This window comes from Georgenia sp. Z1344 (assembly GCF_049856295.1).
Classification (GTDB): domain Bacteria; phylum Actinomycetota; class Actinomycetes; order Actinomycetales; family Actinomycetaceae; genus JB111.
On the sequence record NZ_JBNDMZ010000001.1, the window covers coordinates 346,551 to 361,501 of the forward strand.

The window sequence follows — 14,951 nt, forward strand, 5'->3', positions numbered from 1 at the left end:
ATGAGACGGGTCGTCGTCGTCGGTGGGTCGCTCGCCGCCGTGCACGCCGCCGAAGCCCTGCGCGAGCGCGACTTCGACGGAGAGATCACCATCATCTCGGCGGAGCAGCACCTGCCCTACGACCGCCCGCCGCTGTCGAAGGAAGCACTCTCGAGCGGCGTCGACGTCGAGAAGCTCTACCTGCGCTCGCCGCAGTGGTACGAGGACCACGCGATCGACGTGCGGCTCGGGGCCGCGGCGGCCGGCCTCGACGTCACGAACACCGTCGTCCACCTCGCCGACGGAACCGAGGTGCCCTACGAGGGCCTCGTGCTCGCGACCGGGTCGCGGGCCCGCCGGCTGCCCGTCGTCTCCGGGCTGCCGGACGCACACGTCGTGCGCGACATCGGTGATGCGGCGGAGCTGCGTGAGAAGCTGCGTCCGGGCAAGCGCCTCCTGCTCGTCGGTGCCGGTTTCATCGGCCTTGAGATCGCTGCGACCGCCCGCCAGATGGGCGTCGACGTGTCCGTCATCGAGGTCGGTCGAGCACCGCTGGCCCGCGCGCTGGGGGACGAGGTCGGTGCGTGGTTCCGCGACCTTCATACGCGCAACGGCATCGACATCGTGTGCACGTGCTCGGTCGAGCGGTTCGAGGCGACCAGGGGCGGCGTGCGTGCTGAGCTCAGCACGGGCGACGTGCTCGATGCGGACATCGTCGTGGGCGGGATCGGGGCTACACCGAACGTCGAGTGGCTCGAGGGCTCTGGTCTGAGTGTCGCCAACGGCGTGCTCACCGGTGCCGACCTGTCGACCGGTGTCCCCGGTGTGGTCGCAGCCGGTGACATCGCCCGCTGGTACAACCCGCTCTTCGACGAGGAGATGCGTGTCGAGCACTGGACCAACGCCGTGGAGCAGGGCCGGCACGCCGCGCACACGCTGCTCGGTACCAGCGAGGCGTACAGCAGCGTCCCCTACTTCTGGTCCGACCAGTTCACCGCCAAGATGCGCTTCGTCGGGACCGGTATCGCTGCCACCGACGTCGTCGTCGAGGACGCGACCGACACGCGCCTGACCGCCCTGTACGGGCGGGACGGCGTCATCCGTGGCGCCGTGGCGGTCAACGCACCCCGCCAGCTCGTCAAGTACCGCACGGCCATCCGCGACCAGGTGCCGTGGCAGGAGATCGCACCCGCCGCGATCTCGGCCGTGCGCTGATCGACCGAACCTGACCAAGCAGTCCGACACCACCCAAGGAGAAGTTATGACCGAGACGCCGACCCAGGACGACTCCCTGTCCGTCATCGAGCTGTTCCCGCAGGACGAGGACTGGTCCCTGCAGACCATGCGTCTGCTTGCACAGGTCGCGGTAGGCGGATCCGACCTGTTCGAGTGCGCCCGCACCGCCGCGCGCATCGGCGACTCGACCGACCCCGAGCTGTGGCAGCAGGAGTGGAGCAACACCGCCAAGGCCACCGCGGCGGCGGGGGAGAAGGCCATCGCCGAGGGGCACATCGCCACCGGCCGGCGCGCACTCTTCCGTTCGATGAGCTACTGGCGCCACAGCGAGTTCTTCCTCAACTCGTCCGACCCGCGGCGTACCGAGGCCTACACGGAGGGGACCAAGAACTTCCAGCGTGCCGCCGAGCTCACCGACGGACTCATCGAGCGCATCCACGTGCCCTTCGAGGGCATCACCATGGACGGCTACATCGTGCGTCCCGACAACTCGGGTGCCAAGCGTCCCACCGTGCTCTTCCTCGGTGGTGCCGATTCGTGGGCCGAGGAGCTGTACTTCCTCGGCGGGACGGAGTTCCCCGCCCGCGGGATGAACGTCGTCATGGTCGACACCCCGGGCCGCGGCTCGTCGCTGCGCTTCAAGGAGCTCTACAGCCGACCTGACTACGAGGTCCCGGTCGCGGCGATCCTCGACTTCCTCGAGCAGCGGGACGACGTCGACAAGGACCGCATCGGTCTGGCCGGGGTGAGCTTCGGCGGCTACTACGCGCCGCGCGCCGCCGCGTTCGAGCCGCGGGTCAAGGCCGTGGCGGCCTGGTGCGGCACGTGGAGCATCCTCACGGACTTCTACGAGTACTACCCCCCGCTCCACGAGCAGCTGCAGTGGCTCTCGGGTTCGAAGGACGATGCCGAGGCGCGCGAGAAGCTGGCGAAGTTCACGCTCGACGGCGTGGCCGAGAAGATCGACGTCCCGGTCTACGTCATGCACGGGACGAAGGACATCATCATGGACATCGAGGGCGCGAAGAAGTTCGTCGACGCACTGACCGTCGAGGACGTCACCTTCGACATCTACGACGGCGCGGGCTCGCTGCACTGCAACTACGACCACCTCGCGGTTGCGGCGTCCCGGCTGACGGACTGGATGGCCGACCGGATCTGATCGGCCGATGCGCGACCGGGGCGGCATCGGGCACGATCACCCGGTGCCGCCCGGCGGGCGGTACCACCAGGCGTCGACGGCGACGCGAGGACGAGGCAGCCGGTGACCGGCGAGGGGGTCTGACGAAGGGGTGGACGGACTGATGGTCACAGGTGAGAACAGGCAGCTCGAGAGCCGGTTCGAGTACGTACGTGCGATCCAGAGCGCCGTGAGCGTGGACGAGGTCCGTCGTGCGTATCACGAGGCGGTCAGTCTCATCATCCCCGCGGACGGGATCGGGATGTACCGGTTCGCCAGTCCCGGCGTGCCTGCGCTCTTCGCCTCCAACCTCAGCGACGAGTTCATGGCCGCGTACGAGGCCGAGGGTCGCAACGACGATCCCGTTCTCGACGCCGTCACCGACAACGTGCTGCCCGCGGACTCGACGAACGTCGTGCGCGAACAGAGATGGCTCGAGTCCGGCGCCCGTGCCGTGCTGCTGCGGGAGAACCTGGCGCACTCCCTCGAGGCACCGATCCTCATTGCCGGCGAGGTCGCCGGAACCGTGAACTTCGCCCGCGCGACCGACGCCGAACCGTTCACGCTGGTCGACCTCACGACCGCCAGGTTCGTCAGCGAGCACCTCAGCCTCGCGCTCGAACGGGCGCGGCGCTTCGAGCAGGCCGGCGACCGGGCCGCACTTCTCGGCGGAGCGCTCGATCACCTCTCCCAGATGGTCGTCGTCGCCGACGCCACGAGCGGTGAGCGCGTGTTCGCCTCGCGCAACCTGGAGGTCCGGTTCCCGGAGTCGGCGCACGGGCTCATCGACTCGGTCGTCGCCGACTTCGTCGCGGAAGGGCGGCGCGCACTCACGGCGAACGTGCGCGACGACGCCTCGGGGGAGCGCCTCATCATCAAGTGCTCGATCGCGCCGACCTACGACGCCATCATCGCCGTCGTCTTCGAGGCGCCCGACGAGGAGGACTGCGCGCTCCCCGCGTGGGAGGTGCTCTCCCCTCGTGAGCAGGAGATCGCCGAGTACGTCAGCAAGGGCATGACGACCAAGGAGATCGCCGACATCGCGTTCGTCAGCCAGAACACGGTCAAGCAGCACATCAAGCGGATCTTCGCCAAGACCGGTGTGCACAGCCGGGCCGAGCTCGTGCACCTGATCTGGGCATCGCGCGGTCACGACCGCGTGTGAGTCGGCCTTCCGGCCGGTCAGCCCAGCTGCATCACGAGGCCGGGGGCCGCGAGCTCGACCGGGCCGTCGTAGACGGCGCGCGCCTCGGCGAGGATCTCCTCGCCGTCCGCCGGGTCGGCCAGGTGCGTGATGACGAGCCGCCCGGCGTTGGCGGCCGCGGCGAGCTCGCCAACCGTCCGGCCCGTGAGGTGGCCGTGGTTGGACACGTCGATCCCGGCGCTGTGCCGGTACGTCGCCTCCGCCAGCAGGACGGGCACGTTCCGGCACTGCTCGACGAGCTCGTCCGTCAGCCCCGTGTCGGCGGTGTAGGCGAGGCCGAGGTCGTCGAACCGCATGGCCAGCGTCGGTACCGGGTGGAAGGCCGGGATCGTGGTCAGCGTCGTGCCGTCCACCGTCACGGTGGCGCCCGGCTCGATCTCGGTGAGGTCGAACCCGTCGCTCAGGGGCGCCGCGAGTGCCGGCAGCGAGGGGATCCCGTAGACGCCGTCGAGCCCGACGAGCTTCTTCCCGAAGCCCGTCGGCGCCCACATCGGCACAGCGGGCAGCCGCTCGGGGAAGCCGCGCCGGTAGGCGAGGGCCGTGAGGTCCGCGCAGTGGTCGGCGTGCTCGTGGGAGATGACGATCGAGCTCAGCTCGCCGAGGTGGCCGCGCGTGGCGAGCTCCGCGACGACGCCGGGCCCGCAGTCGACGAGCGTGGCCCCGCCCTCGTGGTGGAGGAGGTAGCCGACGGCGGCGCCGAGGCTGGACGGCGCGGTCGCTGAGGCGCCGAGGACGGTGAGGGTCGCGCTCATCGGGTCACCACCGGGACCGCGCGCGAGCCGCTGGGCCGCACGGCGACGGCCGAGTCGACCTCGCTGGCGTAGACGCTGTGTGCCGGGACGGTGGGGCCGTCGGTCAGGGCCACCGTGAGGCGGTACCGGTCGCCGGCGAACTCGGACGTCACGACGGTGCCGGTGGCGGCCCCGTTCGTGAGCGCGGCGGTTTCTGCGTCGGTGGGATACGCGGTCAGGTCGGTCCAGCGCAGTGCGACGTGCATGTCTGTGTCCTCCAGGCTGTTGGTGGTGTCGTCGTCGGGGGATGTTCCCGCCGGGAGGCGGAGGCCGCCGGCGAGACGCGCGTGGTGCTCGCCGTCCCGTGTGGCGGGGACGACCACGGCGTGGCCGAGGAACTCCGCCGCCCACGAGGTCGCCGGCCGGTCCCAGAGCTCGGCGGGCTCCCCGGACTGCACGAGGTTCCCCGCGCGCAGCAGCACGAGCTGGTCGCCGAGCGCGAACGCCTCGTCCTGGTCGTGGGTCACCAGCAGCGTGGTCACGCCGGAGGCCCGCACGAGCGCGGCGAGCTCGGAGCGGAGCAGGACCCGCAGCTGGGGGTCGAGGGCGGCGAGCGGCTCGTCGAGGAGGAGCAGCCGGGGCGAGGGCGCGAGCGCGCGGGCGATGGCCACGCGCTGGCGCTGACCGCCCGAGAGCTCGGTGACCGGCCGGTGGGCGAGGTCCGCGATCTGGCACAGCTCGAGCATCTCCGTCACTCGCTCGGCCCGCTTCTGGGCCGGAACGCCCTGGGCCTTCAGGCCGAACGTCACGTTGCCTGTGACGTCGAGGTGGTCGAAGAGGGCGTACTGCTGCGGCACCCACCCCACCCGGCGCTTGGCCAGCGGCACGGTGGTGGTGTCGACGTCGTCGACGTGGATCGTGCCCGCGGTGGGACGCAGGAGCCCGCCGACGAGCTTGAGGAGCGTCGTCTTCCCGCAGCCCGAGGGGCCGACGAGCGCGGTGATCGATCCGGGCGCGGCGTCGAGGTCGAGGTTCGTCAGGGCGTTGCCCTCGGCTCCGTGGTAGCGGAAGCCGAGGCCGCGGCAGGTGAGGGCGGCGGCGTCCTGGGCGGTGGGTGTCGACGTCGTGCCGGGTGTCGTGGGTGTCGTCGTCACGCTCATGCCTGGCCCATCTTCGCGCCGCCGAGCCGCTCGAGCGCGAGGGCCGCGGGGACCACGAGCACGAGGAAGAGGACCGTCGCGGCGGCGGCGGCCTCGAGGCGGCCGGTGAGGTAGCCGTCGTACAGCACGACCGGGACCGGCTGCTGCAGCGGCGTGAACAGGAAGAACGACACGTTGAACTCTCCGAAGGACAGGGTGAGGACGAGCAGGGTGGCCGCCAGCAGCGCGCCCCGGGACGCGGGCAGGGTCACCGTGAGGAAGCGGCGGACGGGGCCGGCGCCGAGCGACTCGGCGACCGACTCCTGCAGGCGCAGGGCGGGGCTGGCCATCGCGGGGGTGAGCGCGCTGAGGAGGAACGGCAGTGTGTAGAGCACGTGCCCGCCGATCATCAGCACTCCCGAGGGGCGCAGCAGCGGGTAGGCGAGGATGAGGCCGAGGCCGAGCGCGATGCCCGGCACGGCGATCGGCACGTTGGTCACGGCCCGGAGCAGCGACCGGCCCGGGAACCGGTAGCGGGCGATGGCCCAGGCCGCCGGCAGGCCGATGGCCATGTCGATGACGAGCACGAGCAGCGCCACGCTCACGCTCACGCCGATGTTGCCGGCCATGTCGTCCCACGCCTCGACGATCCACTCGAGGGTGAGGCCCCCGAGCGGACCCTCGCGCCAGCTGCGGCTCAGCGCGACGAGCAGGACGAGGGGGATCGGCAGCGTGGTGACCAGGGCGGCGACGATCGCGAGGACCTGGCCGACCCGGGTGACGCCGTCGTGCCGGAGCGGGGTGGCGGACCGCGCGCGCCGGCTCGTCGTCGTCGGCCCGGGGGTGTCCGGGGTTCCCTGAGCGTCCGGTGCCGCGGAGAGCCCGGGTGCGCCGTTCGTCGTCGTGACCCCGGCAGGGGTGGTCGCCTCGCTCATGGCGCGCTCCTCCTCACCTTGACGTCCCCGAGGTTCCCGACGCCGACGAGGATCACCGTGGTCAGGAGCGCGAGGAGCACGGACAGGGTGGCCGCGAGCTCGGGCTGGAAGCCGTCCGTGAACGCCGAGGCGATCTCGACGGGCAGCACGTTGAGGTCGCGGCTCAGGGTGGCGGCCGTGCCGAACGCGCCGAACCCGGTCGCGAGGGCCAGCGCGGCCGAGCTCGCCATCGCCGGCCGGAGCGCGGGCAGGATGACGCGGAGGTAGATGGTCGCGGTGGACGCCCCGAGCGAGCGGGCGGCCTCGATCGTCTCCGGACGGACGGCCCCGGCCGCGCCGCGCACCACGAGCACCACGCGCGGGATCTGGAAGTAGAGGTAGGCGATGAGCAGTCCCACCCACGTGTAGGCGATCTGGAGCGCCCGCTCCCCGGTCGCCGCCTCGAAGAGCTTGGGGATCACGCCGGTGTTGCCCACGAGCAGGATGACGAAGAAGCCGATGACGATCCCGGGCAAGCTGAGGGGGATGGTCATCGCCGTCGCGAGGAGCCGGCCCGCGCGGGAGCGGTCGCGCTCGAGGTACAGGGCCGCCGGCACGCAGATGACCAGGGCCAGCACGGTGGAGGCCACGGCGATCCCGGCGGTGAACAGGAGCGACTCGAGGTAGCGGCTGCTCGTCAGCACCTCGCCGTACCGGTCGAGGCTCCAGCCGCCCGCCTCCGCCCCCGTGCTGCGCACGACGAGCAGGATCATCGGCCAGACGAGGAGGACGAGCAGGACGAGGACGATCGGTGCGACGAGGGCCGCCGCCGGGCTGCGGCGGCTCCCGTCGATGGACCGAGAGATCACTGAACCTCGGACTCGAACTGCGCGAGGACGTCCTCCTGGACGGTCTGCATCTCCTCGAAGTCCGGGATCGTCACGAGCTCGTCGTAGTTCTCGGGGAAGACCTCGGCGATCTCCTCGGGGATCTCGACGTCGCGCACCGGGCGCAGGTAGCTCTCAGCGAACAGTGCCTGGGCCTCGTCGCTGAGGGAGTAGTCGAGCAGGGCCTGGCCGGCGGACTCGTGCGGGGCCTCGGCCACGAGGCTCATGACGTAGGGGATCGCGAGCGAGCCCTCCTCGGGGTAGACGACCTCGATCGGGTCGCCGGCCGCCGCGAGCTGGTGGCCGTTGAAGTCGGCGTCGATGAGGATGGGGATCTCGCCCTGCTGCACGGAGGCCGTGGCCGTCTGGGCCGGGTTGACGACTCCGTTGTCCGCCATCGCGGACGCCCACTCGAGGCCCGGGGTCGGGTCGTCGAGCGTGCCGCCGAGGGCGAGGTTGGCCGCCGTGAGGACCGAGTAGCCGACGGCCGCCTGGGTCGGGTCGAGGTAGCCGACCATGCCCTCGTACTGCGGGTCGGTCAGGTCCTCCCAGCTCTGCGGCACGGGCACGTCGCCGAGCTCGTCGGTGTTGACGATGAACGCCACGGCGCCCTGGTGGACGGTGAACCACTCGCCGTCCTCGTCGCGGAGGTTCTCGGGGATCTCGTCGAACCCCTCGGGCTCGTAGCTCGTCACGAGGCCGGCGTCGGAGGCCTGGTAGCCGAAGACGATGCCGTAGTAGGCGACGTCGGCGGCCGGCGCGGCGGCCTCGGCCTCGAGCGCGGCAAGCGTCTGGCCCGAGTTCTTCGGGTCGTTCGGCGCCTCGATGCCGGTCTCCTCGGTGAACGCCTCGAGCACGCCGCCCCAGTTCGCCCACTCGGCGGGGGTGTTGTAGCTGATGACGATGTCGTCCGAGGACCCGCCGTCGCCGCCCGACCCGTCGTCGGACCCGCCACCTCCGCACGCGGCGGTGAGGAGGAGGGCGCCCGCAACGGCGCTGACACGCAGGGTGGTTCGCAAGATGAAGCTCCTTGACGAGGTGGTGGGGAGAACACAGGGGAGGGGAAAGGCGGTCGGAGGGACCGGCGGCTCGGGACCGGCGCCTGGGGGACCGGCGTGACGCCGACCGACATCGTGCGGAACGCGAGTGACCGGCCGATGGCCGTCGACCGCCCCGCGGGTGAACGGCCGACGACGCGGCCGTTCACCCGTTGGTGCTAGTCAGGGCGGTGTCGGGGATGGGTGGTTCGTGCGGATGAGCTCGGCGGGCCGGCCAGCCCGCGATCGCTCAGCGGCCGAGCTGGGCGTGCAGGTCGTCGAGCCGGTCGGTCATGAACATGTCGAGGTCGTACTCGATCGCGGTGGTGTTGTCGCCCTCGCTCGCGGTCGGCCACGCCCAGCCGACCGTCTCCAGCCCGAGGGACTCGGCGAGGTCGGCCTTCGCGCGGGTCCAGGCGCCGATGTTGACGTTCGCGGCGTCGTAGCCGAGCTCGGCGGTCTCGCGCAGCCAGGCGTCGCCCACGTTGATCGGCCCGCTGTAGCCACGCACCCGCATGAGCGAGATGTCGGTGCCGGTGTCCCGGACGGCGGCGAGGAGGTCGTCGTCGAGGGACGAGACCCACATGTCGTCGATCGCGCCGGCCGCCTCGATCGTCTCGACGAGGTCGTCGGCCGACTCCGTGGTGGTCCGCGACGTCGACTTGTACTCGACGACGAACGACAGGTAGCCCTCGCTCCCGTACGTGGCCAGGACGTCGTCGAGCTCGGGTAGCGCGCACCGCTCGGTCACGACCTCGTAGGCGTCCCGGTCGATGGTGGCCGAGCCGCCGGGGCCGCTGCACCTGTTGTCGTGGTTGAGGAAGAACGTGTCGCCGTCCGGGTTGTAGATGACGTCGATCTCGACGAGGTCGGCGCCCTTGTCCACGGCGCTCCGGATGCCCGCGACGCTGTTGTCCGGGTGGTGCTCCTTGTCGCCGCGGTGGGCGATCGACTCGAGCGAGTCGGTCTGGGCCGCGAAGGCGGGAGCCGTGACGGCTGCCGCGAGGGCGGCGGTGGCGACGGCGGTCGAGATCCGACGAGTGGTCGTGCGCATGGTGGTCCCCCTGGGATGGATGTGTGATCAGCCGTGATCTGGCGTGATCGCACGCACCATGTCTGACCAGGTCGAACACCGGCTCAATCGCCGGTGACGAGGCGATGAACGGCCCACGACGACGAACGGCGGCCGTGTTGGTAGCACCGTCGTGACCGAGTCACGGTTCGGTGGCGACCGTGTCTCGATGAGATGTACGTCTCATTTCACTCGAGTCACTCTAATGCACTCTTTTTATCTCTAGTCTCACGAGTAACACGGCCATCGTGCCGGGGACAGCCACCACAACTCGCGTGCAGCGACGCAGGTGGGACGGGGCTGGGGGGCCTGAGCGCGAACGAGGAGAGAACTGTGCGTCTGACGAGATGGCTGCCCGCAGGTGCGGGCATGGGCCTGGCGATCGCGTGCGTGGCCAGCTCGGCCGCGTACGGCACGGACGGCAACGTGGGAACGACGCCCCAGGGGGAGCAGTTCGCGCGGATCGCCATGCACGGGCCGATCGCGGCGTCGAGCGCCTTCACCTTCGGATCGACGACGACGAGTGCCTTCACCTTCGGCCCCGAGTCCACGCGGCCGCTCACGCCGACCCGCGCGATGGCCGCCTGGCCCTCGAACGAGCCGGCCGCTCCGCTGTCCGGTGCCGACGAGACGCGCACGACGACGATGGAGCCGGGTGCCCAGGGCGACGCCCTGTTCGTCGGCGACTGGGACGGCGACGGCTCCGTCTCCGTGACCGTCCGCCGCGGCAACGCCATGTACGTGCGTAACGCCCGCGACCACGGTGCCGCCGACCACGTCTTCCACTACGGGCAGGCGGGCGACCCGATCGTCGTCGGGATCCGCGCCGACGGACGCAGCACGTTTGCGATCGACCGGGGCCCGCTCGCAGAGCCGGAGCCGGAGCCGGTCGTCGAGCCCGAGCCCGTGCAGGTGGCGGAGCCCGAGCCGGTCGTGGAGCCTGAGCCGACTCCCGAGCCTGCGCCGGAGCCCGAGCCGGTGGTTGAGCCTGCACCTGAGCCCGAGCCGGTGGTCGAGCCTGAGCCGACTCCCGAGCCGACGCCGGAGCCCGAGCCGACGCCGGAGCCCGAGCCGACCCCCGAGCCTGAGCCTGAGCCGACCCCGGAGCCGGAACCCGCTCCGGAGCCCGAGCCTGAGCCGACTCCCGCGGCAGAGCCTGCGGCGGAGCCGGTTCCCGCGCCGGAGCCTGCACCCGAGCCCGAGCCCGAGCCCGAGCCCGAGCCCGAGCCCGAGCCCGAGCCCGAGCCGGAGCCCGCCCCGCGCCCTGCACCAGCTCCCGCCCCTGAGCCGGAGCCCGCTCCCGCCCCGCGGCCTGCGCCGGCACCTGAGCCTGCTCCCGCGCCGGCCCCGGCGCCCGTGCCGGCTCCTGCACCTGCTCCGCCGGCCCCCGCTCCTGCGCCCGAGCCCACCCCGCCCCCGGCGGCCGCTCCAGCGTGGCGCGGCGACGCCGTCGTCTCGGTGGCACGCCAGTACACCGGGTCGCCGTACGTCTGGGGCGGGACCACGCCGGGTGGCTGGGACTGCATCGGCTTCGCCGGGTACGTCTACGGGCAGTTCGGCGTCACCCTGCCGCGCACCACGGCGTGGGGCGCGTTCGCCCACTTCGAGCAGGTGCCGGCGAGCCAGGCGCGTCCGGGCGACCTCATCTGGTGGCCCGGCCACGTGGCGATCTACACGGGCAACGGCCAGAACATCGGCGCCTGGAACCCCGGCATGGGCACCCGCGAGGGCCCGAACCGCTGGGTCGCGGGCACCCCGGTCTTCCTCCGGGTGCTCTAGCGCGAGTGCCTGCGGCTGGACACGGCTCCGGCCGCAGGGCCCGCCCAGCAGGATGCGTCCGGTCGGCCCCGAGCACTCCACGGTGTCGTCCTCCGGCATGCGGCGACCCGCGGGAGGCGAGGCGTCGGCCTGGACGCGTGCTCCGTCGTCGTCGTGCTCGGTCCTGACGGACCTGTCGAGATCCGACCTGGCAAGGTGAGTGCCATGACCAGGGAGCCGTCGTTGCGGCTCCTGCACCTCGCCGTCTTCTGCAGCTCGTTCGACCGGCTCGTGATCGCGCCGCTGCTGCTGGCGATCGCCGATGACCTCGGCATCTCGTTGACGGATGCCGGGGTCATCGCGTCTGTGTACCTCGTGGGCTACGGGCTCATGCAGATCGTGTGGGGCATGGTCTCCGATCGGCTCGGGCGCGTGCGCACCATGCGCCTCGCGCTGCTCATCGCCGCGGCGGCGGGTATCGCCACGGCTCTCGCGCCGGGCGTGATCACGTTGACGGTGACGAGGCTCGTGGCCGGTGGTGCCTACGCGGCCATCGTCCCTGGCGCTCTGATCTACGTGGGGGACACCGTCCCTGTGGCCCGACGCCACGGCCCGCTGACGGACATCATGATGATGACGGCCGTCGGGATGGCCGCGGCCACGCTCGGGGGTGCCGCCCTGGCCGATCTCGCGAGCTGGCGGCTGGCATTCGGGATACCGGCGGTGGTGGTGCTCGTCGTCGTCGTGCTCATGGCACGTCTGCCGGAGGTTCCTGTGCAGGGCGAGCGACTCTCGATCGGGTCGGCGCTGGTGCGGGTGATCGGCAACCGGTGGGCGCTCGTCGTCTTCGCCCTCGCGTTCGTCGAAGGGGTCGTGCTGCTCGGCGTCCTCAACTTCCTGCCGACGGTGCTGCAGAGCCAGGGGATGAGCGCCACCCTGTCCGGGATCGTCACCGCGGCCTACGGGCTCGCCGTCATCGTGGCTACGCGGATCGTCAAGGCGGTCTCCGGCAGGCTGTCGCAGGCGCGGCTCGTCGCTGTCGGGGGGACCTGCGGCGTCGGCGCGTTCGTCGGGCTCGTCCTCGACCCTGGCACGGGAGGTGTGCTCGTCGCGTGCGTCCTCATCGCGGGCGCGTGGGCGTTCATGCACTCCACGTTGCAGAAGTGGGCCACCGAGGTCGCCCCGGACGCGCGGGCGACGACCGTCAGCCTCTTCGCCTCGTCGCTGTTCCTCGGGAGCGCGGCCGGAACGGCGCTCGGAGCGGTCTTCGCGGACCGGGGAGACTTCCTGACGTTGTTCGCGATCGGGCTCGGGATCGCCGCCGTGCTGGGTGTCGCGGCGACGGTGCTACGGGCGCGGAGCGAGTAAGGCGGTCGGGCGTGGGTGAGGTGTGGAACGTTGACTGAGTGACCAGGGCGGGCGCGGTCGTAGGGCCGGCATCGCGGCATTCAGTCCAGGCCGAGCACCAGGAGCAGCGCCTCGTCGACGGCGTGCAGCTCGGCTGTGTCGAGCCTTCCGACGAATTCGCCGAGCCGTACCTCCGGGTCGACGACGGTCATCTGCTCCAGCATCACTCGGGTCGTGGAGCCGAGAACCCTGACCTCCGGGCGGAACGAGGCCGGTCGTCGGCCCGTCGATGTGGGTGCGACCAGCCACGTCGACAGCGGGAGGTCGTCGGACTGCACGACGACGGCGAGCCGTGCGCCGCCCTGCTCATGACCGCGTGAGTCCTTCGGCGCCCTGAGCCGGTAGATGTCACCACGCACGGAGCGCGTCCATGTCGGCGGCGAGCGCGCGCGACTCGGCCACGTCGTCGGGATCGTTGCGCAGAGACTCGGCCTCCGCACGGAGCCGGGCTCGCCGGTCGGCCCGCTCCGCGGCCAGGATCGCTGAGCGCGCAGCGTCGGATCGGGAGGCTCCGTCGCGGGTGAGCGCCTCGAGCGCTCGTTCAACCTCCGAGTCAGTGCGGATCGTCAGAGTTCTCATAGGACGAACCGTACGACGAAATCGCGTGCAACGGCAGAGGCCGGGCACGCGCCAAGGCCTCACGTACCCTCGCTCCGGTGACCTCCCAGACCCCACCCCCGGCGCACGAGTCCGCGCAGACCCGCGACACCGCATCCTTCCCGAGCCCGACGGTCACTCCCGGCACCACCGCCGTCATCACCGGCGGCGCCCGCGGCATCGGCGCCACCTTCGTCGAGGCGTTCGCCCGAGCGGGGGCGCGCGTCGTCATCGCGGGCCACCGCGAGCCGGGCCCAGAGCTCGCCGAGCGCCTCCGCGCCGACGGCCACGACGTCACGTTCCACCCGACTGACGTCGGCGACCCGGACTCCGTCGCCGACCTCGCCGCGCACTGCGAGCACCACCTCGGCCACGTCGACGTCCTGCTCAACAACGCGAGCTACTACATGGGCATCGGCTCGAAGAAGTCGTTCGACGACATCACGCTGGAGGAGTGGGACCGCGTCCTGCGGGTCAACGCCACCGGCACCTGGCTGACCATCAAGGCCCTCCACCCGCTCCTGCGCGCGAGCGGCCGCGGCCGGATCATCAACATCGGCTCCACCACCGTCCACGGCGTCCCCTTCAACGCCCACTACGTGGCCTCCAAGGGCGCCGTCCACGCCATCACCCGTTCGCTGGCCAAGGAGCTCGGCGACGACGGCATCACCGTCAACGTCGTCGTCCCCGGTCTTGTCGAGTCCGAGGCGACCCTCGCCGTCAATGACCCCGCCTACCTCCCCAAGGTCGTCGCGCAGCGCGCGATCAAGCGGGCGGAGGTTCCCGAGGACCTCGTCGGGGCGGCGCTGTTCCTCGCCTCCGAGTCGGCGGGCTTCATCACGGGGCAGAGCCTGGTCGTCGACGGCGGCATCGCCTTCTCCTGACCCTGCATTGGGTGTCGATCGTGCGGGTGAGGGCCGCACGTCGCGTTCGTCGAGATTGCGGTTAGGGCCCCAACCGCAATCTCGACGACGACAAACCGCAATCTCGACGACGAGGGGAAAGCCCGGGAGGTCGGCTGTCTCACGGTGTGAGCCAACGGCGGTCGTGGAATGGACCGGGCCGTCGGCGGCGTTAGCGTCGATGAGCACCCGAGGTCCCCTCGGCGTGCGAACGACCCACACGCCCCCGGAGGGATCTCGTTGAGCGCGCCACGCGACCTCGACCACGTCGTCGTCACGACGCCTGACCTCGCCGCCGCGGTCGGGCTCGTCGAGCGCACCACCGGAGTCGCCCCGGAGCCTGGCGGCGCACACCCCCGGTTCGGCACGCGCAACTACCTCGTCTCCTTCGGCGGCGACACCTACCTCGAGCTGCTCGGCGTCGACGAGGCCAACACCGACGTCACCTCGGGGCGACCCTTCGGGCTCGACGACGTCACCACCACCTCCGTCTCCACCTGGGCGATCCACCCCGGCGATCTCGACGCCGCCCGGACCCGCGCGGCCGACGTCGGCATCGACCCCGGCGCCCCGTACGACGGCTCCCGCCGCACCGAGTCCGGCGAGCTCCTCGAGTGGCGACTCACGCGGCCCGTCTCCGAGCCGACCGGCATCGTGCCGTTCCTCATCGACTGGGGGAGCACCACCTCGCCCGCGGCCAGCACCGCCGCCCGGCTCGAGCTCGTCTCCTTCACCGCGAGCCACCCGGAGCCGGAGACCTACCGACGCGTCCTCGCGGCCCTCGGCACCGACCTCGAGGTCGCGGCGGGGGAGCCGGCAGCGCCAGGCGGAGCGGCGCGAGCCCTCGGCCTCACCGTCCGCGGCCCGGCCGGCGAGCTCACGTTCTGACCACCAGCACCACGCGAACC

15 protein-coding genes are annotated in these 14,951 nt (G+C 71.6%); 7 read left to right on the forward strand and 8 right to left on the reverse strand.

Annotated elements, in window-relative coordinates:
- The 3 genes from ACPYO6_RS01645 (at position 1) to ACPYO6_RS01655 (ending at position 3,560) form a co-directional block, all read left to right on the forward strand.
- Positions 1-1,194 carry an NAD(P)/FAD-dependent oxidoreductase gene (locus ACPYO6_RS01645; protein WP_425713142.1) on the forward strand — a complete coding sequence of 398 codons (1,194 nt, stop codon included), beginning with the start codon at positions 1-3 and terminating at the stop codon, positions 1,192-1,194.
- Positions 1,195-1,240: 46 nt separating this feature from the next.
- Complete coding sequence (locus ACPYO6_RS01650) at positions 1,241-2,377, forward strand: alpha/beta hydrolase family protein (protein ID WP_425713143.1); 1,137 nt, start codon at positions 1,241-1,243, stop codon at positions 2,375-2,377.
- Between the two features lie 142 nt (positions 2,378-2,519).
- Entirely contained in the window at positions 2,520-3,560 is a 1,041-nt protein-coding gene (locus tag ACPYO6_RS01655) for a helix-turn-helix transcriptional regulator (protein WP_425713144.1), read from the forward strand.
- A gap of 17 nt (positions 3,561-3,577) precedes the next feature.
- Here the strand turns inward: ACPYO6_RS01655 and ACPYO6_RS01660 are convergent, their stop codons facing one another.
- From ACPYO6_RS01660 to ACPYO6_RS01685, 6 genes are all read right to left on the reverse strand, one after another.
- Positions 3,578-4,351 (reverse strand): MBL fold metallo-hydrolase, encoded by a 774-nt coding sequence (locus tag ACPYO6_RS01660; protein ID WP_425713145.1) that lies wholly within the window; start codon positions 4,349-4,351, stop codon positions 3,578-3,580.
- On the reverse strand, positions 4,348-5,490 hold the full coding sequence (locus ACPYO6_RS01665) for an ABC transporter ATP-binding protein (protein ID WP_425713146.1): 1,143 nt from the start codon (positions 5,488-5,490) through the stop codon (positions 4,348-4,350). The genes ACPYO6_RS01660 and ACPYO6_RS01665 overlap by 4 nt, the downstream gene beginning before the upstream one ends.
- Positions 5,487-6,404: an ABC transporter permease gene (locus ACPYO6_RS01670; protein WP_425713147.1), complete on the reverse strand. Its 918-nt coding sequence runs from the start codon at positions 6,402-6,404 to the stop codon at positions 5,487-5,489. The genes ACPYO6_RS01665 and ACPYO6_RS01670 overlap by 4 nt, the downstream gene beginning before the upstream one ends.
- Positions 6,401-7,252 carry an ABC transporter permease gene (locus ACPYO6_RS01675; RefSeq protein ID WP_425713148.1) on the reverse strand — a complete coding sequence of 284 codons (852 nt, stop codon included), beginning with the start codon at positions 7,250-7,252 and terminating at the stop codon, positions 6,401-6,403. Before ACPYO6_RS01675 ends, ACPYO6_RS01670 begins: the two co-directional genes overlap by 4 nt.
- Positions 7,249-8,289 (reverse strand): extracellular solute-binding protein, encoded by a 1,041-nt coding sequence (locus ACPYO6_RS01680; protein WP_425713149.1) that lies wholly within the window; start codon positions 8,287-8,289, stop codon positions 7,249-7,251. Before ACPYO6_RS01680 ends, ACPYO6_RS01675 begins: the two co-directional genes overlap by 4 nt.
- Before the next feature lie 268 nt (positions 8,290-8,557).
- Positions 8,558-9,361 carry a glycerophosphodiester phosphodiesterase gene (locus ACPYO6_RS01685; RefSeq protein WP_425713150.1) on the reverse strand — a complete coding sequence of 268 codons (804 nt, stop codon included), beginning with the start codon at positions 9,359-9,361 and terminating at the stop codon, positions 8,558-8,560.
- 351 nt (positions 9,362-9,712) lie between these two features.
- Here ACPYO6_RS01685 and ACPYO6_RS01690 point away from each other — a divergent pair, with 351 nt between their 5' ends.
- Both ACPYO6_RS01690 and ACPYO6_RS01695 read left to right on the forward strand, forming a co-directional pair.
- The gene (locus ACPYO6_RS01690) at positions 9,713-11,158 is read left to right on the forward strand and encodes a C40 family peptidase (protein WP_425713151.1); all 1,446 of its coding nucleotides are present in this window, start codon (positions 9,713-9,715) and stop codon (positions 11,156-11,158) included.
- 204 nt (positions 11,159-11,362) lie between these two features.
- Complete coding sequence (locus ACPYO6_RS01695) at positions 11,363-12,505, forward strand: MFS transporter (RefSeq protein WP_425713152.1); 1,143 nt, start codon at positions 11,363-11,365, stop codon at positions 12,503-12,505.
- An 80-nt stretch (positions 12,506-12,585) separates the two neighbouring features.
- On the opposite strand, the gene ACPYO6_RS01700 is transcribed toward ACPYO6_RS01695, so the two are convergent.
- Both ACPYO6_RS01700 and ACPYO6_RS01705 read right to left on the reverse strand, forming a co-directional pair.
- Positions 12,586-12,984 (reverse strand): type II toxin-antitoxin system PemK/MazF family toxin, encoded by a 399-nt coding sequence (locus tag ACPYO6_RS01700; RefSeq protein ID WP_425713153.1) that lies wholly within the window; start codon positions 12,982-12,984, stop codon positions 12,586-12,588.
- A complete protein-coding gene (locus ACPYO6_RS01705) occupies positions 12,893-13,123 on the reverse strand; it encodes a hypothetical protein (RefSeq protein ID WP_425713195.1) in 231 nt (76 codons plus the stop codon). Before ACPYO6_RS01705 ends, ACPYO6_RS01700 begins: the two co-directional genes overlap by 92 nt.
- A gap of 77 nt (positions 13,124-13,200) precedes the next feature.
- Here ACPYO6_RS01705 and ACPYO6_RS01710 point away from each other — a divergent pair, with 77 nt between their 5' ends.
- Together ACPYO6_RS01710 and ACPYO6_RS01715 are read left to right on the forward strand one after the other, a co-directional pair.
- Positions 13,201-14,025 (forward strand): SDR family NAD(P)-dependent oxidoreductase, encoded by an 825-nt coding sequence (locus ACPYO6_RS01710; RefSeq protein WP_425713154.1) that lies wholly within the window; start codon positions 13,201-13,203, stop codon positions 14,023-14,025.
- Between the two features lie 258 nt (positions 14,026-14,283).
- Positions 14,284-14,931, forward strand: a complete 648-nt coding sequence (locus ACPYO6_RS01715) for a VOC family protein (RefSeq protein WP_425713155.1) — start codon at positions 14,284-14,286, stop codon at positions 14,929-14,931.
- Positions 14,932-14,951 lie beyond the last annotated feature (20 nt).